We start from the raw sequence: 25,233 nt of genomic DNA on the forward strand, positions 1-25,233 counted from the left end.
CGTGGTCGCGTACAACTGGCCCCTGTACCTGGCGGGCACCGCCGTGGCCGTCGGCGGGGCGCTGGCGGGGCGGCGGCTGCGCGGGGCCGCCCGTACGGCCTCGTGGACGGCCGGGGCCGCCGGAGCGTGGTGGACCGCGGCGTCGCTGGCGGCCTCCCACGCCGTCTACGACCGCTCGCCGCTCCACACCTGGACCTGGCTGGCTCCGGCTCTGGCCGGGGCGGGCAGACCCCCTGACCCGGGCAGGCACCTGGTGGTCTCCTCGGGTCTGGACGAGGCCAGCGCCGTGATCGGTGCCCTGTACCCCCGGTCCGAACAGAGTATCGCCGACCTGTACGACGCGCTGCCGGTGGTGGAGCCGTCGTTGCGGCGGGCACGCCGCAGGGTCGCCCCCAGACCCGGATCGGTGGCGTGCGCGGCGGACGCGCTGCCCTTCCCGGACGCCTCGATGGACACCGTCGTCGCCCCCTTCGCCCTGCACGAGCTGCGTGCCGCCGCCGACCAGGACGCCGCGTTGCGCGAGGTGGCGCGGGTCCTGCGTCCCGGCGGCGCTCTGGTCCTGGTCGAGCACTGCCGTGACGCCGCCAACATCGCGGCCTTCGGGCCCGGTGCCCAGCACTTCATGCCGCGTTCGCGGTGGCTGCGGGCCGCACGCGGCGCCGGTCTGCGCCGGGCGTCCGAACAGCGCGTGGGCGGGTTCGTCACGGTGTTCGTCCTGGTGGGGCCGGACCGGTGACCGCCTGGCTGTTCTCGGTCCAGGGACAGTTGCAGCTGGTGGGGGCGGTTCTGGTGGTGCTCGGCGTGTTCCACCTGGTACTGCCCCGGCTGATCGACTGGCCGGCCCAGGTCGCCCGGATGGCGCCGCTGCCCCGACAGGTCGCGGGAGCGCACTTCTTCTTCGTCGGCGTGGTCTGTGTGCTGCTGGGGGCGCTGCCCCTGTTTCTGGCCCCGGAGCTGCTGGCGGGCGGACGTGTGGCACGCGCCCTGCTGGCCGCCGAGACGCTGTTCTGGTCCCTTCGGTGGCTGTTCCAGTTCGCGTACTTCTCCCCCGCCCTGTGGCGGGGGGATCCGCCGCGCACCCTCGCCCACGCCGGGTTCTGCCTCCTGTGGACCTGGGTGGCCGGAGTCTTCGGCCTCGCCTGGTACACGGCCTCCTGCTGATCTCCCCGCTGGTCGTGTGCGGGCGGATCCCCGGCCCGGTGTGGGAAGAGGCCACGCGGGCCGGTCGTCCGCGCAGGCCCGGTCGGCGCCGCGTTCCGCGGCGTCGATCAGGAGCCGAGAAGCACCGGGCGCCTCGGCGGGGCCGGCGTGGCGAGCACCGCGCGCCGATCACGAGCAGGAACGTGCCGCCATGAGGGAGCGTGCGGCGGAGCTGAAAAAGGAGTCCGGCCGCGGTCGCGGCGAAGGCCGCCGCCGAACTCGACGTGCTGTCGAAGATCACCGGGATGGAGGCGTCCGACCGCGCGGTGTACGCCGTGACCGGGCTGGCCGGGAAGGCCGGGGAGACGATCGCCGCCCTCGTCAGGCAGGCCGTGAGCTGAGCCCCGGGACCGGCCCGGCGCTTCTGGCCGTCCTTCTCGTGCCGGGCCCCTCCCCTCCCTCCGCCGCCCCGGTGGCGCGGCGGTGGCCGTGTCGGCGCTCCGTGGTGCGCTCGGTGCACGGTTCGCTCGGCGCAGGACGGCATAATCGGTGCGATGCGTACCGAATGGACCCCAGAAGACCTGCCCGGACGGGCGTTCTACCAGTTGATGACGTCCGTGGTGATACCGCGCCCGATCGCGTGGGTCTCCACCACGTCCGAGGAGGGCGTGGACAACCTGGCCCCGCACTCCTTCTTCACGGTCTCCTGCGTCGAACCGCCGATCGTGCAGTTCACCTCGGTGCGGCGCAAGGACTCGCTGCGCAACGTGGAGCGCACCGGCGAGTTCGTGGTGAACCTGGCCCCGGAGCCGCTGTGGGACCAGGTCAACGCCAGCGGCACCCCCTACCCGCCGGAGGTGAGCGAGTTCGACGCGCTGGGGATCGGGCGCGAGGCCAGCACGGACGTGCGCCCGCCCCGGGTCGCGGGCTCCCCGGCGGCGCTGGAGTGCGTGCTGCACTCGACGCTGGGGCTGGGCGACTCCACCGTGGTGCTGGGCCGGGTGGTACGCGCGGCCGTGGACGAGGCGGTGCTGGTGGACGGGCACCCCGACGCGGCCCTGCTGCGCCCGCTGGCGCGCCTGGGCCGCAACGAGTGGTCCACGCTGGGTGAGGTACAGGCCCTGGACCGCGTCCCCTACCGGCCCTGACTCCGGGCGGCGCACGGCCGCCCGGAACCGGTCAGACCCTCAGGTCGGCCTCCGGGAACGGGAACGCCGACAGGCGGTCGAGCACGGCCGAGGGGTCGCCGCTCCAGTCCATGGCGCGCACCTGCGCGGCGCTGCGGCGGCCGGTGGTCGCCCGGACCAGTTCGAAGGCCGTGGCGGACCACTCCAGGTCGGCCCGCTCCCCGAAGGTCCACTCCTGGCCGGTGTCGGTCGCCAGCACTCGCACCCCGGGCAGTTCGGGGGACCACGCACGGCTCATCGCGCCGAGGTTGAAGGCCGCCAGCTCGTCGGCGTCCTGGGTCTGGGCCTCCATGCCAAGGGCACCCCGCACGTCGTTCTCGTGGTGCCACACGTCCACGGCGGGCAGGGAGTAGCGGGCCCGCGTCTGGGTGGCGAAGACCCGCAGCAGCGCCGGGGTGTCCTCGCGCCAGGCCGCGCAGAGCCCGGCGATGTCGAGGTGGGCGCGTTCGGCCACCTGGCGGGCGGTCACGGTGTCGTCGGCCGGGGGGACGAACCGCTCCGCGACCACGTCCGAGCAGAGCCCGACCAGATGGGCGTAGGTCTGCTGGACGGTCCACGCGGGCAGGGCGGGAACGGGGGTGGAGAGCTGCTCCGCGCTCAGGTCGTCCGCGAGGCCGAGCATGCGGTCCTGGCAGCGGGTGTAGATCTTCGCTGTGTTCATGGCGCCACGGTACCGAACAGCGTTCGGTACCGTGGCGCCGGGACCGCGCGGGCCGCTGGTGCGGCCCCGCATGGGGGGTACGGTCCCTGGAAGGGGTCAGGAAGGAGTCACGTCAGGTCCTATGACTCCTGGCAGGCCACCTGGGGATCGGTGTTCGTGCCCCCGTGGGTGGCGGTGAACCCGAAGCTGGTGCTCTCTCCGGGGGCGAGCGTGCCGTTGTGCGCGGTGTTGGTGGCCTCGATGTGGGCGTCGTGGTCCGCGTGGTTGGTGAGTGAGGCGTTCCAGGAGTTGGTGACCTCCTGGCCGTTGGCGAACATCCAGTCCACCATCCAGCCCTCGACCCCGTCCTCGCCCGCGGTGACCTCGACCTCCGCCTGGAAGCCGGTCGACCACTCGTTGACGACGCTGTACTCGGCCGTGCAGTACTCGCCCTGCGGCGGGTCCGTGGGCTCCTCGGTCGGCGGGTCCGTCGGCTCCTCCGGCGGGTCCGTGGGGTCGGGCTCGCCGGACCCCTCGCCGAAGACCACGTCCGAGCAGTTGTAGAACGCCTCGGGGCTGTCGGAGCGCTCCCACACCACGTAGATGATGTGCTGTCCCTGCTTGTCGGGCAGGTCCACGTCCCAGTAGTACTCGGCGCCCTCGACACCGCCGCTGCGCAGCGGCGGGTTGGTCACCTCGTCGATGAGCTCCAGGGAGTCCCAGGTCAGGGCGTCCGTGGCGGGGTCGAACCCGTCCTCGGTGACGTAGGTGGAGAAGGTACCCGGGTGCGCGGCCCAGGCGTTGTGGTGGAACTCCACCGTGGCACCCGGCTCCAGCTGGGTGGTCGGCCAGTCGGCGCGGACCGCGTTGAAGGCCGAGAAGCTCTCGGTGGGCCCGCACAGCTCTCCGTCGGCCACGAACTCCTGGTGGCGGCCGTCGGAGTTGCTGATGAGGTTGCCGAACCAGTTCCAGAACGGGTAGTTCCCGCCCTCGGCCAGCGCGTCGGCGCAGGCGTCGTTGGTGGGCTGGAGGGCACCGCCGGAGCTGCCGCCGGTGGCGTCCTGGAAACAGGCGTAGGTACGGCTGGCCGGGTAGGTGAACGCGCCGTGGGCCTCGGCCGTGCCCGGCAGCGCGACGACGGCGGTGCTGACGGCGAGTCCGCCGAGCGCCACGGTCAGTGCGATGGCGTTGCGTGACCTCATGGACCACTCCAATCTGTGTGGGGGAGCCCGGCCGCACCGGTCGGTGCGGCCGGGGAGTCTGGGTCCGTTCCCTCAGCGGGGATCAGACCGGGCGGATCGAACCGGCACGGGCCGGATCAGGCCGTACGGGCCGGGTCAGGCGGCGCAGGAGAGCTCGGGCGTGGAGACGCTCCCGCCGTGGGTGCCGACGAAGCCGAACGAGGTCGACTGCCCGGCGGAGAGGGTGCCGTTGTAGCCGACGTCGGTCGCGGTGACGTCCGCGCCGCTGCTGCTCACCGAGGCGTTCCAGGCGTGCGAGACGCTCTCACCGCTGTCGAAGCTCCACGTCACCGTCCAACCGGTGACGTCGGCTCCGGCGGTGACGGTCACCTCGGCCTGGAACCCGCCGCCCCACTCGTTGGTGACCGTGTAGTCGGCCTCGCAGTCACCGCTCGGCGGGTCGGTCGGGTCCTCGGTGGGCGGGTCCGTGGGGTCCTCGGTGGGCGGGTCGGTCGGCTCGCCGCCACCGCCGTAGACCGGGGCCTCGACCGCGGTCGAGGCGATCCCGTCGGGACCGTTGAAGATGCGCTCGCCCCAGGGGGTCAGGCGGTCGGCGTCGAAGCCCTCGACCATGTCCAGGTACTCCACGGGGCTTCCGTTGCCGCTCCAGGACCAGCCGATGTAGCCCAGACCGAGGCGCTCGGCGTGGGCCATGATGGCGTCCTCGTCGGGGTTCCCGTCGGAGTGGTCGTGGCCGAACTCGCCGACGAGCAGCGGCAGGCCTGCGTCGGCGAAGTGCTCCATGTAGGAGACGATCGTCGACTCCTGCTCGTAGACGCCGTACATGTGCACGGAGAACATCGTGTTGGCGTGCGGGTCGGAGTCGAAGACCGACTGGGCGTTGTCGCGCATCGTGCCCTGCCAGTCCTGGCCCCAGTTGGGCGCGTCCACGACCAGGGTGTGGTCGAAGCCGGCGTCGCGCAGGCGGTCGATGGCGGCGCTGGTGTCGCCGGCCCAGTTCTGGTTGGTCGCGGAGTCGTTGCCGTAGGGCTCGTTGCCGATGTTGACGAGGATGTGGTCCTCCTCGCCCTCGACCGCGTCCTGGACGCGCAGCCAGTAGTCCACGGCCTGGTCGAGCGTGGCGGCGCCCTCCTGCTCTCCGTAGCCGGTGGTGTCGTGTACCTCCAGGAGGCAGATCAGCTTGTTGGCCTTGCACTCGTCGACGACGTTCGCCACGTCGTCGACGCCGTTCTCCGTCCAGCGGTCACCGCTGCTGAGGACGACGCGGACGGCGTTGGCCCCCAGTGACTTGATGTCCGCGAACGACTGGGTCTCCTGCGTGTACCAGGCGTGCGGGTGGCTGACACCGCGGATGACGAAGTCGTTTCCGGCCGCGTCGACCAGGCGACCGTCGCTGACCTGGAAACCGGTGTCTGCTTGGGCGGGCAGCGTGTACGCGAACAGCGACACCACCAGGGCCAGGACCGACCCCAGGGCGATCAGTAGGCGTTTGACCATCGCGGAACTCCAGACGAGAGTGATGACAACGTTGTCGGGCTACAGAGGACCGCTGCCTGTGACAGCGGGTGTGTGGGCGCCGGGGGAGGCGGCTACGCTCCCCCGGCGCCCGGTCATGGTGCAGGCGTGGCCTGTTCCGGGGCGGTCACGTCAGCACCCTGGGTGTCACTTCCTCCTCGGCCGGGGCCGGTCGTGGTCGGTCGCGTTCAGGACCCGCTGGTGCAGGTCGGTTGCGGTGTCGAGACGCTCCCGCCGTGGGTGCCGACGAAGCCGAACGAGGTCGACTGCCCGGCGGAGAGGGTGCCGTTGTAGCCGGCGTCGGTCGCGGTGACGTTCGAACCGCTGCTGCTCACCGAGGCGTTCCAGGCGTGCGAGACGCTCTCACCGCTGCCGAGGCTCCACGTCACCGTCCATCCCGTGAGACTGGTTCCGGCGGTGACGGTCACCTCGGCCTGGAACCCGTTGTTCCACTCGTTGGTGATCGTGTAGTCGGCCTCGCAGTCACCGCTCGGCGGGTCGGTCGGCGGATCCGTGGGGTCCTCGGTGGGCGGATCGGTCGGGTCCGGGTCGGGTTCACCCCCGAGCGCCTCGTGGATCGCCCAGTAGGCGGGCTTCTTCTGGTAGCTGTCGTCGATGGGCAGCGCCGCGCCCTGGCCCTCGAAGGTGTCGGGGACCCAGGAGTAGGCGTCGGTGACGCCCCAGACGATCACGCCGGAGCACCCGCTGACCGCGTAGCAGGCGTTGACCACCTGCTCGTAGTCCCTGGCCTGCTGCTCCAGCTTCTGCTCGGTGGCGGGCATCTGGATGCGGATGTCGAGTTCGGTGATCATCACCTCCAGGCCCAGGTCGACGAAGCGCTGGATGTTCTGCTGGATGCTGGAGGGGACCTGTCCCGAGATGAGGTGGCCCTGGAAGCCGATGCCGTCGATCGGCACGCCCTGCGCCAGCAGGTCCTTGACCAGTTCGTAGTAGGCGTCGCTCTTGGCGTTGATCCCGTCGATGTTGTAGTCGTTGATGAACAGGCGGGCGTCGGGGTCGGCCCGGTCGGCCATACGGAAGGCCTCGGCGATGAAGTCCTGTCCCAGCGTCCGGTAGAAGACCGAGTCGCGGAACTGGGCGTTGTCCCCGATGGGCTCGTTGACCACGTCCCAGGTGGCGATGTCGTCGCTGTAGCGCCCCACCGTGGTGCTGATGTGGGTGTCCATGACGTCCAGCAGCTCGCTCCGGCTGAAGTTCCCGTTCCCCACCCAGGACGGCAGCTGGCTGTGCCACACCAGCGTGTGGCCGTGGACCATCTGGCCGTTCTGCTGGGCGAAGTCCACGATGCGGTCGGCGTTGGTCCAGTTGAACTGTCCGCGCTGGGGCTCGACCGTCTCCCACTTGAGGTCGTTCTCGTGGGTGATGGAGTTGAACTCGGACGCGGCGGTCTGCGCGTACTGCGACTGGCTCAGGTGCTGTGAGCCGACCGCGGTGCCCATGCGCAGCCCGCGCTGGTCGGCCAGGTCCCGCAGGGTGGCCGCCTGGGCCTGGACGGCGTCCTCGGCCGAAACCTGTGTGCTCTCCTGGCCGTGTGCGGCGGCGGCGAGGCCGCCCGTGACGAGGGTGACGGCGAGGGCGACCGCGCCGGCGGCCCTGCCCCGGAGCCGTCTTCGCCCCTTGGTGAACGCCATGTTCTTCCTTTCGTCGGATGGAGGGGGTGGGGGCGGGCGCACGAGGCGCCCGCCCCCGCGGCCACGGCCCGCTAGGAGCCGTCGCCGAACAACTCGCCGTGGGTGGCGAGAGCTGTGGCCACGTCGACCTGCGCCCAGAACCTGTGGTAGGTGAACTCGGGCACCGGACCGCCGTTGAGGTAGGACTCGACCTTGGGCCAGTTCGGGTCGTCCTCGTAGAAGGACCGGATGGACAGGAACGTGGAGTCGGAGTTGATCGGGTCGCCGTTGGGCATCTGGCCGGTCCATCCCTCGGGGATGTAGAGCCCGCCGTCCGGGGCGCCGAACTGGTCGTCGAAGCGCTCGTAGTCGGCGCGCTCCTCGGGGACGGCCACACCCAGTCCGTCCTGGTGCGCCATCAGGGCGTCCAGCAGGCCCTCGGCCATCGCGCGGGACTCGGCGTGGCCGGTGGCCGCGGAGTAGTGCATGAGGGTCTTGGCCAGGCCCGCGGCGATGCCGACGTCCTGACCGTGCGAGACGACCTCGACGCTCAGGTCGGGGTTGCCCGTGGACTCACCCGTCCAGGTGTCGGGCTGGCCGCTCCACTCCATGTCGGCGGGGATGGCGAACTCGCCGTCCTCTCCGACGGTGGTGTTCTCGATCGCCCAGGGGATCCAGTCGTCCAGGATTCCCTTGGCACGCTCGTCACCGGTGACGCGGTAGTACTCGGCCACCCGCTCCATGTCCCAGACCTGGAACCCGAACCAGCGGTTCGAGGGCGGGTCGTGCCAGACGGGCTTCTCGTCGTAGAACATGCCGTGGAAGGTCGACGTGCCCGAGGGCGGCTCGGCGTAGGTGCCCTCCCAGCTGTTGGTCGCACCGCCGGCGATACCGCCGTCGGAGGACTGGAGCCACTCGAGGAACTCCAGCTGCCGGTCGAGGCTGTTGCCCCAGTCCTCGGCTCCGGTGGCCGACTCCGGCTGGAGCGCCTCCGTCTCCGAGAGCGCGTAGGCCGCCATCACGTTCTGGTAGCCCTGGTGGGCGGAGGATCCGCCGATGCGCCAGGCCCAGGGGTACTCGGCGCTCTCCAGGGCACCGCCCCAGGAGTAGTACCAGGCCATGAGGTAGTGCGCGGAGTTCTTGCCCGATCCGGGCGAGCAGGACTGGGCGCCGACGCAGTCGCCGATCTCCTTGAAGTACTTGTCGAACATGGCGTAGCGCAGGTAGTCGCCCATCTTCGCCGCGTTGGAGACGTTCGCGGCGATGGCGTCCGCGTTGCCCTGCTCCGAGGCCCACTCGTGCGCCAGGTAGGCCACCTGGACGGCGCGCGCGTCGGCGTCGGGGGCGTTGGTGTAGCGCCACTGCTGGGAGTAGTTGTCGTCGTCGGTGAACAGGTCGAGGAACCCGTTCTCGCCGCCGTGCTCGAAGGTCTCGCAGGACGGGTGGGGCACGGTCTCCCAGACCGACTCGTTGGAGCCGCGCTGGAAGGTGTTGATGTAGGCGGGGACGTCGTCGCCGCCGTCGCCGCAGAAGCCGTAGCCGTACTTGTTGTCCACGTCCAGCAGCCAGTGCATGCCGTAGACCTCGTCGGTGCCGTAGGCGCTGCTCAGCTCCTGGGCGAGCGGGTCCTGCCCCGCCTGGGCGTCGGGGTCCAGCGGCATCGGGTAGTCGCTCGGGTCGGTCGACTCGGGGATGTAGGTCGCCGGTGAGGACGGGTCGTAGGAGCCGTTCGTGGGCTGGTCGGCGGTGCCCGGGATGATGAACGCCTCCATGGACGCCCAGGCGTCGTTGAAGGGTCCCCAGTCGCCGGTGATCCTGCCGTAGGTCGCCTCCAGCCACAGGTAGTAGCTGTAGGCCTCCGAGGTGGTGGCGTGGCCGTAGTCGGGCGCCTCCACGATCAGGGTCTCCACCGAGTGGTACGGCACGAGGAGTCCGTCCACCTCGCGGAAGTAACCGCTCTCGGGGTCCTTGATCTTCTCGTACTGAGTGAGGAACTCCTCCTCGTACTCGTTGGCCGCGCCCGTCAGTTCGCGCGCGGTGACGACCACGGGGTCATAGCCCTCGGCGGAGACGGTGAACTCGGCCTGGGCGGGCTCACCCGAGCCGTCGCTGGAGGAGGCGACGGTCACCTCCTGGGGGGTGTCCCAGTCGGCTTCGCCGAAGGTCAGCGAGCCGCCCGAGGCCACGGACAGGGCCTCGCTGCCGGAGGAGCGCTCCACGCTGACCGGTACGTCGCCCTCGGGCGCGGCCGACAGCGCGACGTCGAAGGTGGTCTCACCGCCGGGTTCGAGGCTGACCGAGGTGGGGTCCACGGCCAGGGCCGGGGTCTCGGGATCGGGCTCCTCGTCCCCGCCGGCGCAGCTGAGGCCGTTGAGGGTGAACTCGGCGGGGGCGGCGTTGCTGCCGCTGTAGGTGGCCTGGAAGCCGAACGTCGCGGTCTGCCCGCTGGCCAGCCCGGAGGACCAGGGCGGGGCCTGTGCGGTCACGGAGCTGCCGCTCTGGGAGACCTGGGCGCTCCAGCTGTTGGTGATCTGCTGGTTGCCGGAGAATTCCCAGCCCAGCTCCCAGCTGGAGAGGGAGTCCGCCTCGTTGGTGACCGAGACCTGGGCGGTGAAGCCCGACCCCCAGTCGTTGGTCTGGTAGTCGACCGAACAGATCGGCGCCGCCTGTGCGGGGCTTGCCGGAAGGAGGGCGGCGACGAGCGCCGCGCCGAAGAGCACGGACGAGGATCTGCGCCAGCGTGCGCGGAGCGGATCGGGGCGGGGGGTGATCACGTGTCCTCCTTGGACGGGTTCTCCTTCCCGTGCCGCCCCGCCGAGTGGACACCGGGGGGCGTCGCCGGGGGCGGGGGCTGTCGGGGGAACGGCCGGGTCGGAGTGCGGGTGGGGTACGGAGGGAGCCGGTGGCGGCGCTGCCACTCGGGGGCTCAGGGCCCGGGGGCGGGCCTTACGTGTCGTCTCGGTGGGCCCGGAGGGCGCGCTTTCGCGCACGTCTCCGGGAGCGCTCCCATTACGCGTGGGCCGAAATTAACACCGACGTCACGTGGAGACAACGGGTGTTCAGCAAGTTACTGCTCGTTAAGTTCCGGAAACTTTCGGGGCGACCGGGGCGGGCCGGACCGCCCCGGAGGGGCCCGAAGGGCAGCACGGGGCGGAGGTGCCCGCCCGCCGTGGGGGCGGGCACCCCTTCCACACGGCCCTCGCTCGGGCCTTCGGTGACCTACTGGATGGGCGGGTGGGCGTTGGCCAAGAGCTCCTGGAACTGCTCGGAGAACCAGTGACCCGACACCGGAGCGTTGGGCAGGGCCCCGCTCAGGTTGTTGCCGTTGCGCGGATTGCCCTCATAGGTGGGATCGCACATCCGGTCGAAGCCCTTGCCCTCGTCGTTGGGGATCTCCTCACTGGACCCGTCCGACTCACCCGGCGGCTTCATCCACACATAGGCGTCGATCCCCGGCTCGGGCGCGGCCTGGGGACGCTCCCCCAACCCCGCGCCGGCCTGGTTGCACCAGTTGCCCGACTGGATCCGGCGGTCATAGCGGCCCCCGTCCACGTAGGCGTCCACACTCGTGGTCGGCCCCGGCCCGTCCGGGCGGTCCGGCCCGCCCCACCCGTTGCGGGAGGTGTCGATGAGCATGCCCAGCCCGTCCTCGAAACCCAGCCCCACCAGCTCCTCGCGCAGGGCCTGGCTGTAGGACAGCTCGTCGGTGAACTGGTTCCAGTCCACCCACGAGGACTGGCGCACCGGGGTGCCCGCGACGGTCTCCCCGATCGCGAAGTTCTCCTCCACCAGCGCCGAGTAGTTCGCGGTGTTGGCGATGAAGCCGTGCACGTCCTCGGGGGTGGCCCCGGCGGTGTTGGCCGCCTCGTAGAACAGCTCCGCCGAGGCGGTGAAGTTGTCCTGCCAGCCGATCCACCCGTGGTGGCCCGCGTCCACGTAGTTGTACACGTTGGCGACATCGCCCAGGGTGGCCAGGGCGTAGCCCACCCCCTCCACGTAGTTGCCGTTGGCCAGCATCTGGTCGCAGTTGTCGGTGGCGGTCTCGCGCGGGGAGACGTTGGTGACCAGGTTGGGCAGGGAGTCGATCTCCACCGTGGTCACGATCCGCAGCTCGGTGTCCTCGTAGTCGGCGAGGATGTCGGCGATGGGATCGATGTAGTCGTTCTTGTACCGGTCGATCTCCTCCGGTCCCAGCTCACCGTTGGAGGCCAGGGCGGCGCAGTCACGGCCGGGCAGGTTGTAGATCACCACCTGGAAGACCAGCGGCTCGCCGTTGGCCTGTTCCAGGGCCTGGTCCAGGTGGTCGCGCAGCCCCATGCTGCCGGTGGTGGGGCTGTCGTTGCCCTCGATGGCGCTGATGCGGTCCAGCCACACCCCGGTGGGCTCGTCGGCCACCGCGTCCCCGCCCGGCTCGGCCGCGGCGTTGGCCGACCAGATCGGGTTGACGTACACGTCCGCGCCCACGTACGGGTTGTCCACCCGCCCGTCCGCACCCGGATCACCCGGGTCATCGGGGTCCTCGGGCTCTTCCGGGTCCTCCGGATCCGGGTCGGGAGGAATCAGGCCGTCGCAGACCACACCGTTGAGGGTGAACTCCGTGGGAGCGGCGTTGCTGCCCGAGTAGGTGCCCTGGAAGCCGAACTCCACGCTGGCGTTGGTGGCGATGGCGGCGTTGTAGCCGGCGTCGGTGGCCGTCACGCTCTGCCCGGACTGGGAGACCGTGCCGTTCCAGGCGTTGGTGACCTGCTGGTTACCGGCGAAGTCCCATTCCAGGGTCCAGCCGTCGACCGCGTCGCCGAGGTTCCTGACGTTGACGGCCGCGGTGAAGCCCGAGCCCCAGTCGTTGACCCGGTAGTCGACCTCACAGCCGGCGGCGGCGCCGGCGGGGGCGGGTAGAGCGACGGCCAGGGCGGTGCCGACGATCATGGCGGATGTCGCGGCCAGGCCGCGCCGTGCGCCCGGGCGTCTGCCCGGTGCACGCAGGATTCTGCTCATCTCTTGCTTTCCTCATGGTGGGGGGTGTGCCAGAGGGCCAGAGTGTCGGGACACGCGGAGCGGTCACCGACCGACGTGTGGAATCCGGGGGGAGCGGGGTGGCATGGCGGTGCGCGGGGCACGCGGCCTCCAAGAGGATGGTCGCGACAGGGGGGATTCTCCGTCTGACTGGGAGCGCTCCCAGAAGAGAGGCGGAGGAGTGCCGTGGAGGGATGGACTGAAGGCGCCGGCGGATCTTACACGCTTCCGGATGTGATCCAGCTCATTCGGGAGCGCTCCCATGAGAGTAACCGCACCCGGTTCTCATGTAAACACCCCGTAAAGCACCACGCGCTCTACGGAGCGGGGCCCCGCCACACCGGGGATCCGCGCCCCCGGAGGGCCCGGAATAGTCCCGCCCCTCTCCCCGTTCACCGGATAGTTTTAAATTACTTCTCAGGAAGCTTTCTCTAGGGGGACAGATGGCGACCCGCACACTGGTGACCGTCTCGGCGGGACTGAGCACGCCGTCCTCGACCCGGCTGCTCGCCGACCGGCTCACCGCCGCAGCGGCACGCTCGCTGGAGGAGCGCGGGGAGGATGTGGAGATCCGCACCGTGGAGCTGCGCGAGGTGGCGCACGACATCGTCAACGCGATGACCACCCGTGTGCCCACCGGTGAGCTGCGCCCGGTCCTGGAGGACCTCTCCCGCGCCGACGCGGTCATCGCCGTCACCCCGGTGTTCAACGCCTCCTACAGCGGCCTGTTCAAGTCGTTCTTCGACGTGGTCGACCCCGAGGACCTGGACGGCAGGCCGGTGCTGATCGGCGCGACCGGCGGCACCCCGCGCCACTCGCTGGTGCTGGAGCACGCCCTGCGGCCGATGTTCGCCCACACCCGCTCGGTGGTCGCGCCCACCGGCGTGTATGCGGCGTCGGAGGACTGGGGCGCGGGCGAGGGCGGCGGCCGCGAACTCTCCGCGCGTATCGACCGCGCCGGACGCCAGCTGGCGATGCTGGTGGACGAGCGCGTCCCCGGAGCCGGCGACCCCTACGAGGAGCCCACCCCCTTCGCCGACCTGATGTCGGGCCTGGGCGGCTGACACACGTTCTCCGTCCCCCGTGCGCGCGGCGCGCGGGGGACGTCGTTCTCGGCGGGTCCGACCCGCCGGCTCCTGCTCCGTCAGCTCCCGTACTCGGCGCGGAGGCGGTCGGCGAAGCGGGCGAGGTCGGCTCCGTGCAGGAAGGCCGAGCGCATGGTGCCGTGGTCGGCCACTCCCCCGCCCGCGATGTCGAAGGCCGTGCCGTGGTCCACCGACGTGCGCAGGATCGGCAGGCCCACCGTCACCGAGATCGTCCCGTCGAAGTCGAAGGTCTTGGCCGCGATGTGGCCCTGGTCGTGGTACTGGGACAGCACCCCGTCGTAGTGGCCGGTCAGCAGGCGGTGGAAGACCGAGTCCGCCGGAACCGGCCCGACCACGTCCGCGCCCGAGGCGCGCACCCGCTCCACCGCCGGCGCCAGGTGGCGGATCTCCTCGTCACCGAAGGCGCCGTTCTCCCCGCCGTGCGGGTTGATCGCCGCCACCGCCAGGGTCGGCTCGTCGTGGCCGAACACGCGCAGCGCGGTGAGCGCCTCGGTGATGGCCCCCACCTGCTGCTCCTCGTCGATCATGTCCAGGGCCCCGCGCAGCGAGACGTGGCGGGTGGCGAAGAAGATCTTCCTGCCGCGCACCACGAACATGGTGTTCTGCCGGGTGACGCCGGTCAGCTCGCCCAGCATCTCGGTGTGGCCCAGGTGGCGGCTGCCCGCGGCCCAGACGGCCTCCTTGTTGATGGGCCCGGTGACGATCCCGTCGACGTGCCGCTCCATGGCGGCCCGCGCGGCGACCTCGATCGCGCGGACCGCGGCGGCCCCCGCCCGCGCGTCGACCCTCCCCCACTCCAGTTCGGTGTCGCCGAGCTCGCCGATGTCGAAGCAGTCGATCACCCCCTCCTGTTCGGGGGGCAGGTCCCAGGTCGTGGTGGCGCGCACCTCGGCGTCCAGACCCCGGACGCCGACCGCGCGGCGCAGCACGGCGGGGTCGGCGACGACCACCCCGCGGGCCGGGGCGGTGGCGCCGGCCTCGGCGAGGGTGTGCACGGTGATCTCCGGACCGATACCGACCGGGTCTCCGACGGTGATGGCCAGGATCGGGCGTTCGGTCATGTTCTCTTCCTCGGCTCGGGATCCGCACGGCCCGCCGTGAACCGTCTCACGCACGGACCGTGGGAACCTCCTTCCCAGTACCGGCGCGGCCACGCCCGGCAGCGGGATGTCGGAGGCGGTACTCCCCGGGACGTTTGGAGGGCGCGGACCACGGCTATGTACGGATCGCCGAACACCGTCGCCGGACCGCGGAGCGTGCCCGTGAGAAGACAGTTCATCAACGAGCCGGGCGACATCGTCTCCGAGGCGCTGGAGGGCTTCGCCGCGGCCTGGCCGCACCACGTGCGCCTCAACGACGAGCCGGCCTACGTCGCCCGTGCCCGCCCGGCCGCCGACAAGGTCGCGGTCGTCTCCGGCGGCGGCTCGGGCCACGAACCCCTGCACGTGGGCTTCGTGGGCACCGGCATGCTCGACGCCGCCGTGCCCGGAGCCGTCTTCGCCTCCCCCACCGCCGTGCAGATCAGGGACGCGTCCATGGCCGCGGACACCGGCCGGGGCGTGGTGCACGTGGTCAAGAACTACACCGGCGACGTGCTCAACTTCCGTATCGCGGGCGAGCTCCTGGCGGACGAGGGAGTGCGCAGCGACATCGTCCTGGTCGACGACGACCTGGCCACCGACACCGGCGACTCCGGCGGTCCCGGGCGGCGCGGCACGGCGGCGGTCGTGGCCGTGGAGAAGGTCTGCGGCGCCGCGGCCGAGCGCGGCGCCGACCTGGAGGCGCTGACCGCGCTCGGACGCAGGGTCGCCGCTCACAGCCGTACCCTGTCCGTGGCACTGGCCGCGGGCGCCCACCCCGGGCAGTCGAGCCCCTCCTTCGAACTGCCCGGAGACGAGATCGAGTTCGGCGTGGGCATCCACGGCGAGCGGGCCCGGGAGCGGCGCGCGTTCGGCCCCACGGGCGAACTCGTCCCCCAGATGGTGTCACCGCTGGTGAAGGCTCTGGGGTTGGAGCGCGGCGAGCGGGTGATCGCCATCGTCAACGGCCTGGGCGCCACCCACGACCTGGAGCTGTACGGCGTGTTCGGCGAGGTGCGGCGCTTCCTCGGGGGCGCCGGGATCGACATCGCGCGCACGCTCGTGGGCTCCTACGTCACCTCCCTCGACATGGCGGGCTGCTCGGTCACCCTGGTGCGCGCCGACGAGGAGGTCCTGGACCTGTGGGACGCCCCGGCCGCCACCCCGGCCCTCACCTGGTAAGTCCCGTCCACCACGTTCCGCACAGGAGTACCGGCCATGGCAGAGCAGCTCAGTCCCTCCCACGTCGAGCGGTGGGTCCACGGCTTCGTCGACACGGTGGAGGAGTCGGGCGAGTACCTCACCGACCTGGACCGCCGTAGCGGCGACGGCGACTTCGGGACCAACATGGTCACCGCGCTGCGCCGCGCACGGCGGGCCATGGCGGGCGTCGAGGCGACCACGGTCGGCGTCCCCTTCCAGGTGACGGGCGAGACCTTCCTCGCCCACAGCGGCGGTACCAGCGGCCCGTTGTTCGGGATGTGGTTCCGCGACTTCGGCAAGGTGGGCGCCGACGCCGGGGCCCTCACCCTGGCGATGCTGGCCGAGGCCACCGAGAACGGGTGGGCGACCGTGGCGCGGCTGGGTTCGGCCGAGGTCGGGGACCGCACCATGGTCGACGCCATCGCCCCGGCCTCGGTGGCTCTGAACAAGGCGGTCGGCGACGGTTCCGGCCTGGTGGAGGGGCTGCGGTCCGCCGCGGAGGCCGCGCGCGTGGGCGCCGAGGGCACCAGCGAACTCCTGGGCCGCCGGGGGCGCACCAGCTACGTGGGCGAGTCGGCCCTGGGCAGCCCGGACCCCGGCGCCGTGACCATCGCCCTGTTCTACCGTGCGGCGGTGGAGTCGGCCACCGCCTGAGGCGCGCGGTGCCCGGTGCGCGGACTCCGCACAGCAGGCTCTGCTCGTTGCCGGCGGCCGGGGGACGGGTTCCGGAACCGGTTTCGTGGTGCGGTGGAAGCCGGCGGCGATGACCGCGGACCCGTAGGTGACAAGGCCGGGGGGCCGCCCGGCCCGGGTTCGCGCTGCTACCGAGGTTCTTCCAGGTCGGGGCCGCGTCCCCGTCTACGTCGAGGAGGTCCCGGCCGCCGTAGGCGACGTCACCGTTGACTGCTGACGGCTGCTCGGCGGCTCGCCTGGCCTCAGGAGTCGCGGGCCGGCTACGTGACCGAGCCCTTCAGCCTGGAGGAGGCCGTTTCGCGCTGAACGCGATCCCTCGAAGGTCGGTCCGAGGAGGAGGGCGGACCCGGCGGAGGGGTGACACCGGCAGCGGACGGGTAGCGGACGCACGACAGGCCTGACCGGCGAGGACGCCGCGGGTCGGACGGGGGGACGATGCAGACCTTCCTGCCCCATCCCGCGTTCGCCGAGTGCGCACGGGCACTGGACGACCGCAGGCTGGGCAAGCAGCGGGTGGAGACCATGCAGATACTGCGGGCCCTGGTGTGGCCCGCGTACGGCTGGAAGCGCCACCCCGCCGTGGCGATGTGGCGCGGCTTCGTGCCCGCGCTGGTGGGTTACGGGGTCGCGGTGTGCCGTGAGTGGCGCCGCCGCGGGCACGCCGACTCGGTGCTGCCCTCGCTGCTGGCCTTCACCGGGGGCCGCGTCCCCGAGGAGGAGGAACTGTGGGAGCGCGACCTGCTCCCGCCGTGGCTGGGGGACGGTGCGCTGCACGTATCGCACCGCTCGGCCCTGGTGTACAAGGACCCGGCCCACTACGGACCGCTGTTCCCCGAAGCGCCCGGCGGCCTGCCCTACGTCTGGCCCCGCCCGGTCTTCCCCCGGTGGCCGCTGCGGCGCGGCACCACCGAGGCGATGCCGCTCGGGGAGGCCGTGAAGCTGTTGGAGGCCGACGCTCCGCCGAGCGAGCAGGCGGCCGCCCTGGAGCGGCTGGCCGGCGGCCGCAGCGCGTCGCTGCGGCTCACCGGACCGGGCGACACCGTGCCCGGGCTGCTCGCCGGACTGTGCACGCCCGGCGAGACGCTGTGGCTGGTACCCGGGCGTCCGCCGCCCAGGCCGCGGGGCTGTGCCGACCCGGGCCCCTCGGAGGCGGTCGGGCGGACCAGCCGGTCGACCGCACGGCAGCCCGGGCCCGAGGACGGAGCGGCGATGCGCCAGGAAGCCGGCGAGCCGGAGTTCCGGTTCCGCCGGATCGCCCCGGGGAGCGGAACGGAGGTGCCCGTGCCGTCCTCGGCCGAGCTGGTCGTCCTCGACGGCGCCGAACTGCCCGAGCCGCGCTCGGCCCCGCTGGTACTGCGCCTGCTGCCCCCGGCCGGGGCCTAGACGGTATGTAGGAAGGGTTCGCTGAAGGGCCGGGGACCTCCTCCCCTGAGCTCCGCTTCCCAGGGGCGCGGGCCGCCGCCCGGCTCAAGCACTGGTGGATCCCGTGGTGCTCCGCCACCGCCCGCAGGCGAGACCACCCGCGTGGTCCTCGTACTCCAGATGCGGAGGGCAGGACGAAGGAGGCTCGGGAAGGACGCGAGGTGGCTCCCTTCCCGGGCGGACTCCTCACGGAGGCCGTGCGCGTCCGTTGCTGAGCGCCACCGAGGAACACGATGTCCGATTTCTGCCAGCACCGTGCGCGCCGACACCGCGATGATTACCTCATGCGTCTTTCGATTCAACCCCTTCGCCCATGAGGCTGGAAACACTCATCGGACTGCTGGTGTTTTTGCTCCCACTCGCATACAGCCCGGGACCGGGCAACGCGTTCTTCGCGGCGGTCGGCGCATCCAACGGAACGCGCGCGACCGTTCCGGCTCTTGCCGGATACCACGCCGCGACCTTCGGTGTCACCGTGCTCATCGGATTCGGAATAGGAGCAACGGCCTTTGAGCACCCGGAGTTCACCAGAATACTCAGCGCGGCCGGCGGCATCTACATACTGTGGCTCGCGCTCGGTTTCATCCGCGCCGCGCGAACCAGCGCAGAACCCAAGGGAGACCTCGAACCCAAAAAGGAAAAGAACATCGGATTCTGGGCAGGTGCGATGGTACTGCTACTGAACCCGAAAGCCTATTACATCATCGCCGCGATGTTCACACAATTCCTGCATCCATCCGAAGACAACGCGACTAAGGTGGTTGCGATCGCGCTCGTTTTCACACTCAACAATCTTCTGGCATTCACAGTGTGGGTACTCGGCGGACGAACACTGACCGTGCTGTTCCAAAACGAGCGTGCGCGTCGATGGATCGACTACCTGTTCGCTGCATCGTTGATCGGAGTCGCGGCCTGGATGGCCTTGCCGCTCTTCACCTGATCGAACCTGCCCGAGAGGTCGAACGCGCGTGCGACGGGAGGCCCGTTGATCGCTGTGTGGCGCCGGCCAAGCCGCGAAACAGCCCTTCACCGACCCGGCCCGGGCGGGCACCGACACCCTTGTGGATGGTCGACCGGCCGGGGCCGTGGCGCCCGTGCGCACCGCAGGGATCCCAGCGATCGAGTCGGACCCGCGGTCGCCCGGTGACACCGCCTACGCCGGGTGTGGCCGAGGGCGGGAGGCCTTCCCGGGACGGCGGCAACCAGGGAGTGCGCGGGGGCGTCCCACGTGGAAACCCCCTTCGCTGAGGAGAGATCCATGTCCCCCGTTCAGATCATCCGCACGGTGGCCGCCGCTCTGATCGCCGGTGGAGCGGCCCTCGGGCTGGTTCCCGGCGGGTCGTGCGGGGCGGGTTGGTGGGCCCCGTCCGGCGGTGACGAGACCTACCACGGGTGGTTCGCCTTGGGAGGGATGCCGCCCGGCATGCTGGCCGGTACGTGCGGGACGGCCATGGCGCCGGTGGGGTCGTGGGCGATCGCGTTGATCGTGGTCGGGGCGGCCCTGTTGGCGGGGGCGCGGCTCAACACCCTCTACCAGCCGCGGGATGAGCCGAAGGAGTAGGCGCCCCGCCTGTTCCGGCTCTCCCCGCCCCCGGCGGCCGGGGGCGGGGATGTGCGCGGGGAGGACTTCCTGAGCGAGACGGCCGCCTTCCCACGTCCGGCCTCCCGACCGAGGCGCGGACGTCGCGCACGACCACGCCGGGAACCCGCCCGGGTGGGCGAACGGGTCCGTGGGCAGGAGTCCGCGAGGCGAGGAGCACCGCGCCGGTGTCGGTGCCGACGAGCTCTGGCAGCACCCGACACGCCGGAGCCGCCCCGGTCCGGGCCCTGCTCGGCCACGCCTCCCTCGGCACCGGCGCTCACTGTTTCCGCGCCGGGTCGAGGGAGAACACCGCCGTCGTCGAACGCGTCCTCGGCCAGTAGACGTACCACCGTGCGACCGGGGCCGCGTTCGCAAGAGCGCCCTCCGTCACCGACGACGGTTCGCGCCCTGTGTGATGGTCCCGGGGCCGGTGCGACGGTTCACGCGAGGATCTGGACGTACCCGTCGGTTCCGTGAACACGGATCCGCTGCCCGTCCCGGATCCTTCGGGTGGCCTGGTCCACGCCCACGACGGCCGGCAGACCGTACTCCCGCGCGATCACCGCCCCGTGGGTCATCAGTCCGCCCACCTCCGTCACCAGTCCGGCGACGGTGACGAACAGAGGAGTCCAGCTGGGATCGGTGTAGGCGGTGACCAGGATGTCGCCCGCCTCAAGGTCGGCCTGCGCCATATCCGTGACGACGCGGGCACGGCCTTCGACGGCCCCGGCCGAGACCGGGAGACCGGCCAGCGCGCCGGACGGGGCGTCGTCACGCCGGTACCGGCCGGTGATGGCCTCGCCGTCCGATGTGATGAGCCGGGGCGGGGTGAGCGCCTCGTACGACCGGAACGCCTCCCGCCTTCGCGCAACGAGTCCGGCGTCCACGTCGTTGGTTCGCACGGCTTCCTCCAGCTCCTGGAACCGGAGGAAGAAGACGTCCTCCTCCTCGCGCAGGACGCCGGACCGGACGAGGCGGCCGGCTTCCCGCAGCAACGCCTGCTTGTAGACGAAGTAGCGGCTGACCATGCCGTACTTGGGGTACTCCCGGTATCCGGAGAAGGTGCGGACGCGGTCGATCATCCGCTTGGCCTCCTCGGCCCTGCGCTCGCCGTCGGGAAGGGCGCACAAGCGCACCAGCAGTTCCCGTTCCCTCCGCCGTGACTCCCGGAGCCCCCGCTCGAAGCGTCGCTCGCCTTCGCCCGGTGCGAAGTTCCTGATGTTGCCGAGGATGGCGGGCACGAGTGCGGCGGGCTGCTCGCTCCAGCGCGTCCTGGTGATGTCGATCTCTCCCACGCAGCGCATTCCGTACGTTTCGAGGTAGTCACGGACGGCGTCACGTGCTTCCGGTCCGCCGGCCAGCCCGGCCATCTCGTCCAGGAAGCCGTCGCCCTCGCGGCCCTCGTCCACGACACGGTGCAGGAACGCCACGACGTCCGCGTGCGGCCGGATGGCGTCCGCCACGTCGAGAAGCGCCAGCCCCATCTCCGAGGTGACGTTGCGGGGGACGGACTGTGTGAGCGCGTCGGCCGCGTTCCTCTCACCCAGCCACTCCTCCAAGTGCTCATTGAGCCACTGGCTGGCCTCCATCGCCGCCGTGATCACCCGGAGGCCCCGCGGATCGAAGAGGACGCGCCTCAGCTCTGCGATGTCGGCCCGGACGAAGTCGAGCAGCGCCGGCCCGGACAGGTTCCGGATCTCGTGCTGCAGGGCGGCGACGGAGGCCTCGTTGCGCCGGATCAGATCGCTGACGACCTCGGGATCGGTCTCGACCGGGTCGGGGGCGTCACCGGCGGGTGCGGTGGTGGAGTCCTCTTCCGGAAGCGCGCGGAGGAAGTCGCCGCGGTCGAGGACGGTCCGCAGCGCGTCCCCGAGCAGCGGGTCGGAGCCCCCCAGGGCCTTCAGGAGGTTCGCGCGGCCTGTGGGCGTCGCCAGGGCGGGGGCCACGTCCACGAACAGCCGTCCGCCCGCCTCGTGCATCGGCCGCGGGGTCGTCATCTGCCACAGGGAGAGCCCCAGCGGTTTCATCGCGTCGGTCATCATCTGCTGGTGACCGACGGAGACGTAGACGTGGTTCTCCTGGTCATCGCTCGCGGGGACGGGGAACAGGGTGGTGATCGGCCGGCTCTGGACGATGTGGAAGTCGTCGCCGACCCGGCACCATTCGATGTCCTGGGGCCGGCCGAGGTGCGCTTCGACGCGCCGCCCCAGCCGCACCAGGCGCACGGCCTGTGACTCCGTCAGAGTCGGCTGCGTCCGCGACCGCGGCTCAACCGGTGCGTCACGGGTACCGCCTCCCGGCGACGCCTGCGAGGACCGGGTCTTGGCGGCGATCGCTGTGGAGACGACCTGGTCGTCGCGCACCGTGTAGACGTCACCGCGGACCTGGCCGGAGACGAGGGTCTCGCCGAGCCCCCAGCAGGCTTCCACGGTGGCGGTCCTGCGGTTCGAGGTCACCGGGTCCGCGGTGAACAGGACTCCGGCCGCGTCCGGGAACACCATCTGCTGTACGACCACGGCCATATCCGTCTTCCGGTGGTCGAAGCCGTTGCGGAGACGGTAGGTCACCGCCCGCTCGGTGAACAGCGAGGCCCAGCACCGCCGGACGTGCCGAAGAACCGCCTCCTGACCCGTGATGTTCAGGTACGAGTCCTGCTGGCCGGCGAAGGACGCGGTCGGCAGGTCCTCGGCGGTCGCGCTGGACCGCACCGCGTAGGAGGCGTGCTCATCGATCCGGGTGAGCGCTTCGCCGATCGCCGCAGCGAGGTCGTCGGGCACCGCGACGCCTTCGACGCTGCTGCGTATGTCGGCGCTCAGGGTACGGATCGCCGCGCGGTCGTCCGGTTCCACGCGCGACAGCAGATCGAGCCGGGTCTCGATCGACGGTGCCTCGGCGACGATCCGCCGGAAGGCGTCCGTCGTGACGCAGAAGCCGTCCGGCACGCGGATACCGGGGATCCGCGAGAGCTCGCCCAGATGTGCTCCCTTTCCGCCGACGTCGGCGACATTCGTCGCGTTGATCTGTGCGAAATCCATCACGTATCGCAATTTATTTGCCCTGTCGTTCGCCGGTTCGGTTCACAAGGCAGCAAGTATGGAACATTTTTCAGCGCCTCATGAGGGGCACGAATCTGATATAAAGTGAAAGTGGCGGAGAGCGGCCCGCACCTCGTGCGCGGCCCCGGCGGTTCCCCTCCCGGCACCGTGGCCGAACCGTCGGCGTTGACCGGTCCGTGCACGTCGTCCACTCCCGCCCGCGGCTGGGCCGCGAGGACGGGATCGAGGACCACCGGGCTCCGGACCGCCGGGTGCGACCCGCCCCGGCGCACCTCAGGCCGCCCCGCGCGCACTGGAACGGCGGGCGTCCGGGCAGGGGCCCGCCCTGGGACGTGTGTCGAAAGCACTGCCATGCACCTGGGCCGTGTACACGAACGATGATCGCGACCCGGTGGCGTCCGGGGTGGAGGTCAGGAGGACCGGCGCGGTGGTTTCGGTATCGCGGAACGTGGCGACCGACTGTGCGAATGCCTGGAGCCGGTCCGGTCCTGGAGCAGGGTGACCGGCCGAGCCGTAATGCAATCCCGGAGCTCACGCGCCATTCTGGCCGCTTTCGTGTGACAGCCCGCCATAACCAATCGTCGACGACCCGGATTGGAACGGCCGCCTCGTAGCGGACCACGGGCTCGCCTGCCTCGCGGCTCCGGCCCGGTGCCTCCTGAGGCGGTTGCCGCCGCACCCGGCCGCGTGGCTCCGGCGGTGGCCGGTCCTGGATTCGGGCGGGTAGCCGCCGCGGGAGCCGGGTCTTCCGCGGCCGTGGCCGCTCCCGCCCTCACCGGTGTGGTCGCCCCCACCGCCAAGGGAGGTGTCGGTGCGCCGCTCCACATGGAATTCGCTTCCGTCGACCCGTGGATGGTCGCGGCCGTGCTCACCCTCGCCGCATGCTCCGCCCTTCCCGGGCGCGGATCCCAGCGGACCCGCGACAGGCCGCGGTCAGGGCCGGCGCGCGGTGACCAGCCAGGCGCGTGAGTCGAACCACACGCCCTCGCCGGTGTCGTGGGCGTCGAGCACGGCCGGCAACCGGTCGAGGGCACGAGCCGTCGCCGCGGCGTCCAGACCGGCGACCAGGTCCTCGACCATCCGCAGGCCGAGCAGCATGTCGCGGGCACTGGCCGCGTCCGGGCCGTAGTAGACCGGCCGGCGTACACCGGTGGTCTCGACCGCGGTGAAGCCGGCAGCGGTCAGCACGCCGGCCGCGACGGCCGGATCCGCCAGCGAGAAGGCGCCGCCGCCGAGTCCGGCCGGCACCGTCCGACCACCGGCCAGCGCCTGTCGGACCGCGCCGAACCACTCCTGGCGGTCCTCGGTCTGCCACACCAGCTGCACCAGTCGCGCCCCCGGCCGCAGTGCCCGCCCGATGTTGGCGAACGCCGCGACCGGGTCGGCGAAGAACATCGTGCCGAACCGGCTGATCCCCAAGGTGAAGCCCTCCGGCGTGAAGGGGTGGACCTGGGCGTCGGCCCGCTCGAATCCGACGTTGCGGATCCCCTCCTCCTCGCTCAGCCGGCGGGCGCGGTCCACCATCGGGCGGGACAGGTCCACGCCGAGCGCGCTTCCCGACGGCGCGGACCTGGCGGCGTCCCGGGTGGTCTGCCCGGTACCGCAGCCGATGTCGAGCACGCGGTCGGTGCTCCGGACGTCGGCGGCCGCTCGCAGCAGCAGGTCGTAGCGGCTCAGTTCGGCGTCGTAGTCGAACAGTTCGGTCACCGCCCCGGATTCGCCGGACCGTCGCGGAGTACGCCGAGCACCGTGTCCAGCCGTACACCCGGTTCGAACTCCGGCAGCCACCAGGTCGCGCCGGCGGCGGTGTACGGCAGTGGGTCGGCGTCCGGGGGCAGGCTGACGGCGACGTCGTACGGTCCGACCGCGCCCGGTCGGAGCTCGGCGAGGGTGGCGACGACCTCGGCGAGCTGGTCAGGGTGTTCGAGGTTGACCGGGAAGAAGCCGTCGAGCCGGGCGGCCCGGCGGATCGGTTTGGCGTTGCCCGGGAATCCCGCGGCCCACACCGGCACGCCGGGCCGCTGGACCGGCCGCGGCAGGAACGCGATGCCGTCGACGGTGTAGTGCTCGCCGCGGTGGCGCACGGGCTCGCCGGACCAGGCGGCGGCCAGGACCGCCAAGGACTCGTCGAGCATCCGTCCGCGTCCTCGGTCGTCGACCTGCTCGCCGGTCCTGGACAGTTCACCACCGAACCGGTCGCTGCCGAGGCCGACGCCGAGGGTGAGGCGGCCGCCGCTGAGCCGATCCAGCGTCGCGGTCTCCCGCGCCACCTTGGCCGGCCGTCGACGGGCGAGCGGCGACACCATCGGGCCGAGCCTCAGCCGCTCGGTCGCGGTCGCGATCGCCGCCAGCGCGATCCACGGGTCGGCGACCTGTCGGACCGGCGCCTGCCAGGACAGGTGGTCCCACACGAAGCAGCCGTCCCACCCCGCCTCCTCCGCGTCGGCGGCGATGCGCGCGACCACCCGCGGGTCGGCGAGGTCGTTGAAAAGCGGCAGCCAGAGTGCGGACCGCAGCCGGTTCATGGGCGCCCTCCCTTCCGTGTGCCGCACCGGGACCGGCACGAAGTCCTCCCACACCGTCATCCACACCGGCCTCGGCGGGCCGTGTCCGGTCCTTTCCAGAACCAGCGGTCCCGGGCCGCGGACCACGTCGCACGACGCCTCGCGGCCGACCGGAGTCGAAGCGTATCCCGGCGTGCGCCACGTCACGTTCGGCCAACGCCCGGATCGCGGCCCCGCCGGAACACGGCGAGCCACCGGCG

19 protein-coding genes are annotated in these 25,233 nt (G+C 71.5%); 9 read left to right on the forward strand and 10 right to left on the reverse strand.

The genetic code is table 11. The annotated features are described in order from the left end of the window. Position 1 precedes the first annotated feature (1 nt). From NOSIN_RS10130 to NOSIN_RS10140, 3 genes are all read left to right on the forward strand, one after another. The gene (locus NOSIN_RS10130) at positions 2-736 is read left to right on the forward strand and encodes a class I SAM-dependent methyltransferase (protein ID WP_077690489.1); all 735 of its coding nucleotides are present in this window, start codon (positions 2-4) and stop codon (positions 734-736) included. Then, on the forward strand, positions 733-1,161 hold the full coding sequence (locus NOSIN_RS10135; RefSeq protein ID WP_077690490.1) for a hypothetical protein: 429 nt from the start codon (positions 733-735) through the stop codon (positions 1,159-1,161). The genes NOSIN_RS10130 and NOSIN_RS10135 overlap by 4 nt, the downstream gene beginning before the upstream one ends. A 533-nt stretch (positions 1,162-1,694) precedes the next feature. Continuing rightward, a complete protein-coding gene (locus NOSIN_RS10140) occupies positions 1,695-2,288 on the forward strand; it encodes a flavin reductase family protein (RefSeq protein ID WP_077690491.1) in 594 nt (197 codons plus the stop codon). Between the two features lie 31 nt (positions 2,289-2,319). Here NOSIN_RS10140 and NOSIN_RS10145 read toward each other — a convergent pair whose 3' ends face one another. The 6 genes from NOSIN_RS10145 to NOSIN_RS10170 all read right to left on the reverse strand — a co-directional run bounded on the left by NOSIN_RS10145 (position 2,320) and on the right by NOSIN_RS10170 (position 12,310). After that, on the reverse strand, positions 2,320-2,988 hold the full coding sequence (locus tag NOSIN_RS10145; protein ID WP_077690492.1) for a maleylpyruvate isomerase family mycothiol-dependent enzyme: 669 nt from the start codon (positions 2,986-2,988) through the stop codon (positions 2,320-2,322). 119 nt (positions 2,989-3,107) lie between these two features. Then, positions 3,108-4,169 carry a lytic polysaccharide monooxygenase auxiliary activity family 9 protein gene (locus NOSIN_RS10150; protein ID WP_077690493.1) on the reverse strand — a complete coding sequence of 354 codons (1,062 nt, stop codon included), beginning with the start codon at positions 4,167-4,169 and terminating at the stop codon, positions 3,108-3,110. 135 nt (positions 4,170-4,304) lie between these two features. Beyond that, positions 4,305-5,666, reverse strand: a complete 1,362-nt coding sequence (locus NOSIN_RS10155) for a cellulase family glycosylhydrolase (protein WP_077690494.1) — start codon at positions 5,664-5,666, stop codon at positions 4,305-4,307. Positions 5,667-5,872: 206 nt separating this feature from the next. Continuing rightward, entirely contained in the window at positions 5,873-7,336 is a 1,464-nt protein-coding gene (locus NOSIN_RS10160; protein WP_077690495.1) for an endo-1,4-beta-xylanase, read from the reverse strand. Between the two features lie 71 nt (positions 7,337-7,407). Beyond that, on the reverse strand, positions 7,408-10,089 hold the full coding sequence (locus tag NOSIN_RS10165; protein WP_077690496.1) for a glycoside hydrolase family 48 protein: 2,682 nt from the start codon (positions 10,087-10,089) through the stop codon (positions 7,408-7,410). 445 nt (positions 10,090-10,534) lie between these two features. Continuing rightward, on the reverse strand, positions 10,535-12,310 hold the full coding sequence (locus NOSIN_RS10170; protein WP_077690497.1) for a glycoside hydrolase family 6 protein: 1,776 nt from the start codon (positions 12,308-12,310) through the stop codon (positions 10,535-10,537). A 461-nt stretch (positions 12,311-12,771) separates the two neighbouring features. Here NOSIN_RS10170 and NOSIN_RS10175 point away from each other — a divergent pair, with 461 nt between their 5' ends. Further along, positions 12,772-13,392 (forward strand): FMN reductase, encoded by a 621-nt coding sequence (locus NOSIN_RS10175; protein ID WP_077690498.1) that lies wholly within the window; start codon positions 12,772-12,774, stop codon positions 13,390-13,392. Between the two features lie 80 nt (positions 13,393-13,472). On the opposite strand, the gene pdxA is transcribed toward NOSIN_RS10175, so the two are convergent. Continuing rightward, the gene (gene pdxA, locus NOSIN_RS10180; RefSeq protein ID WP_077690499.1) at positions 13,473-14,495 is read right to left on the reverse strand and encodes a 4-hydroxythreonine-4-phosphate dehydrogenase PdxA; all 1,023 of its coding nucleotides are present in this window, start codon (positions 14,493-14,495) and stop codon (positions 13,473-13,475) included. A gap of 201 nt (positions 14,496-14,696) precedes the next feature. Here pdxA and NOSIN_RS10185 point away from each other — a divergent pair, with 201 nt between their 5' ends. The 5 genes from NOSIN_RS10185 to NOSIN_RS10205 all read left to right on the forward strand — a co-directional run bounded on the left by NOSIN_RS10185 (position 14,697) and on the right by NOSIN_RS10205 (position 19,392). After that, positions 14,697-15,695 (forward strand): dihydroxyacetone kinase subunit DhaK, encoded by a 999-nt coding sequence (locus tag NOSIN_RS10185; protein WP_077693526.1) that lies wholly within the window; start codon positions 14,697-14,699, stop codon positions 15,693-15,695. A gap of 36 nt (positions 15,696-15,731) precedes the next feature. Further along, positions 15,732-16,370, forward strand: a complete 639-nt coding sequence (dhaL, locus tag NOSIN_RS10190) for a dihydroxyacetone kinase subunit DhaL (RefSeq protein WP_077690500.1) — start codon at positions 15,732-15,734, stop codon at positions 16,368-16,370. Positions 16,371-16,844: 474 nt separating this feature from the next. Beyond that, positions 16,845-17,792, forward strand: coding sequence for an MSMEG_6728 family protein (locus NOSIN_RS10195; protein WP_077690501.1), 948 nt, complete (start codon positions 16,845-16,847; stop codon positions 17,790-17,792). A gap of 352 nt (positions 17,793-18,144) precedes the next feature. Then, positions 18,145-18,771, forward strand: a complete 627-nt coding sequence (locus NOSIN_RS10200; RefSeq protein WP_077690502.1) for a LysE family translocator — start codon at positions 18,145-18,147, stop codon at positions 18,769-18,771. Between the two features lie 318 nt (positions 18,772-19,089). Next, entirely contained in the window at positions 19,090-19,392 is a 303-nt protein-coding gene (locus tag NOSIN_RS10205; RefSeq protein ID WP_077690503.1) for a hypothetical protein, read from the forward strand. 461 nt (positions 19,393-19,853) lie between these two features. Here NOSIN_RS10205 and rph read toward each other — a convergent pair whose 3' ends face one another. The 3 genes from rph to NOSIN_RS10220 form a co-directional block, all read right to left on the reverse strand. Next, entirely contained in the window at positions 19,854-22,448 is a 2,595-nt protein-coding gene (gene rph / locus NOSIN_RS10210; RefSeq protein ID WP_077690504.1) for a rifamycin-inactivating phosphotransferase, read from the reverse strand. 954 nt (positions 22,449-23,402) lie between these two features. Next, a complete protein-coding gene (locus NOSIN_RS10215; protein WP_236743340.1) occupies positions 23,403-24,176 on the reverse strand; it encodes a class I SAM-dependent methyltransferase in 774 nt (257 codons plus the stop codon). Further along, entirely contained in the window at positions 24,173-24,994 is an 822-nt protein-coding gene (locus tag NOSIN_RS10220; RefSeq protein WP_077693528.1) for an LLM class flavin-dependent oxidoreductase, read from the reverse strand. The genes NOSIN_RS10215 and NOSIN_RS10220 overlap by 4 nt, the downstream gene beginning before the upstream one ends. Positions 24,995-25,233: the final 239 nt, after the last annotated feature.

The sequence above is a fragment of the Nocardiopsis sinuspersici genome, from assembly GCF_001998325.1.
Taxonomy (GTDB): Bacteria; Actinomycetota; Actinomycetes; order Streptosporangiales; family Streptosporangiaceae; genus Nocardiopsis; species Nocardiopsis sinuspersici.

Coding starts and splice junctions, on each gene's coding strand:
- NOSIN_RS10140 (WP_077690491.1), top strand. CDS start 1,695: ATGCGTACCGAATGGACCCCAGAAGACCTGCCCGGACGGGCGTTCTAC.
- NOSIN_RS10145 (WP_077690492.1), bottom strand. CDS start 2,988: ATGAACACAGCGAAGATCTACACCCGCTGCCAGGACCGCATGCTCGGC.
- NOSIN_RS10150 (WP_077690493.1), bottom strand. CDS start 4,169: ATGAGGTCACGCAACGCCATCGCACTGACCGTGGCGCTCGGCGGACTC.
- NOSIN_RS10155 (WP_077690494.1), bottom strand. CDS start 5,666: ATGGTCAAACGCCTACTGATCGCCCTGGGGTCGGTCCTGGCCCTGGTG.
- NOSIN_RS10160 (WP_077690495.1), bottom strand. CDS start 7,336: ATGGCGTTCACCAAGGGGCGAAGACGGCTCCGGGGCAGGGCCGCCGGC.
- NOSIN_RS10170 (WP_077690497.1), bottom strand. CDS start 12,310: ATGAGCAGAATCCTGCGTGCACCGGGCAGACGCCCGGGCGCACGGCGC.
- NOSIN_RS10175 (WP_077690498.1), top strand. CDS start 12,772: ATGGCGACCCGCACACTGGTGACCGTCTCGGCGGGACTGAGCACGCCG.
- pdxA (WP_077690499.1), bottom strand. CDS start 14,495: ATGACCGAACGCCCGATCCTGGCCATCACCGTCGGAGACCCGGTCGGT.
- dhaL (WP_077690500.1), top strand. CDS start 15,732: ATGGCAGAGCAGCTCAGTCCCTCCCACGTCGAGCGGTGGGTCCACGGC.
- NOSIN_RS10195 (WP_077690501.1), top strand. CDS start 16,845: ATGCAGACCTTCCTGCCCCATCCCGCGTTCGCCGAGTGCGCACGGGCA.
- NOSIN_RS10200 (WP_077690502.1), top strand. CDS start 18,145: ATGAGGCTGGAAACACTCATCGGACTGCTGGTGTTTTTGCTCCCACTC.
- NOSIN_RS10205 (WP_077690503.1), top strand. CDS start 19,090: ATGTCCCCCGTTCAGATCATCCGCACGGTGGCCGCCGCTCTGATCGCC.
- rph (WP_077690504.1), bottom strand. CDS start 22,448: ATGGATTTCGCACAGATCAACGCGACGAATGTCGCCGACGTCGGCGGA.
- NOSIN_RS10220 (WP_077693528.1), bottom strand. CDS start 24,994: ATGAACCGGCTGCGGTCCGCACTCTGGCTGCCGCTTTTCAACGACCTC.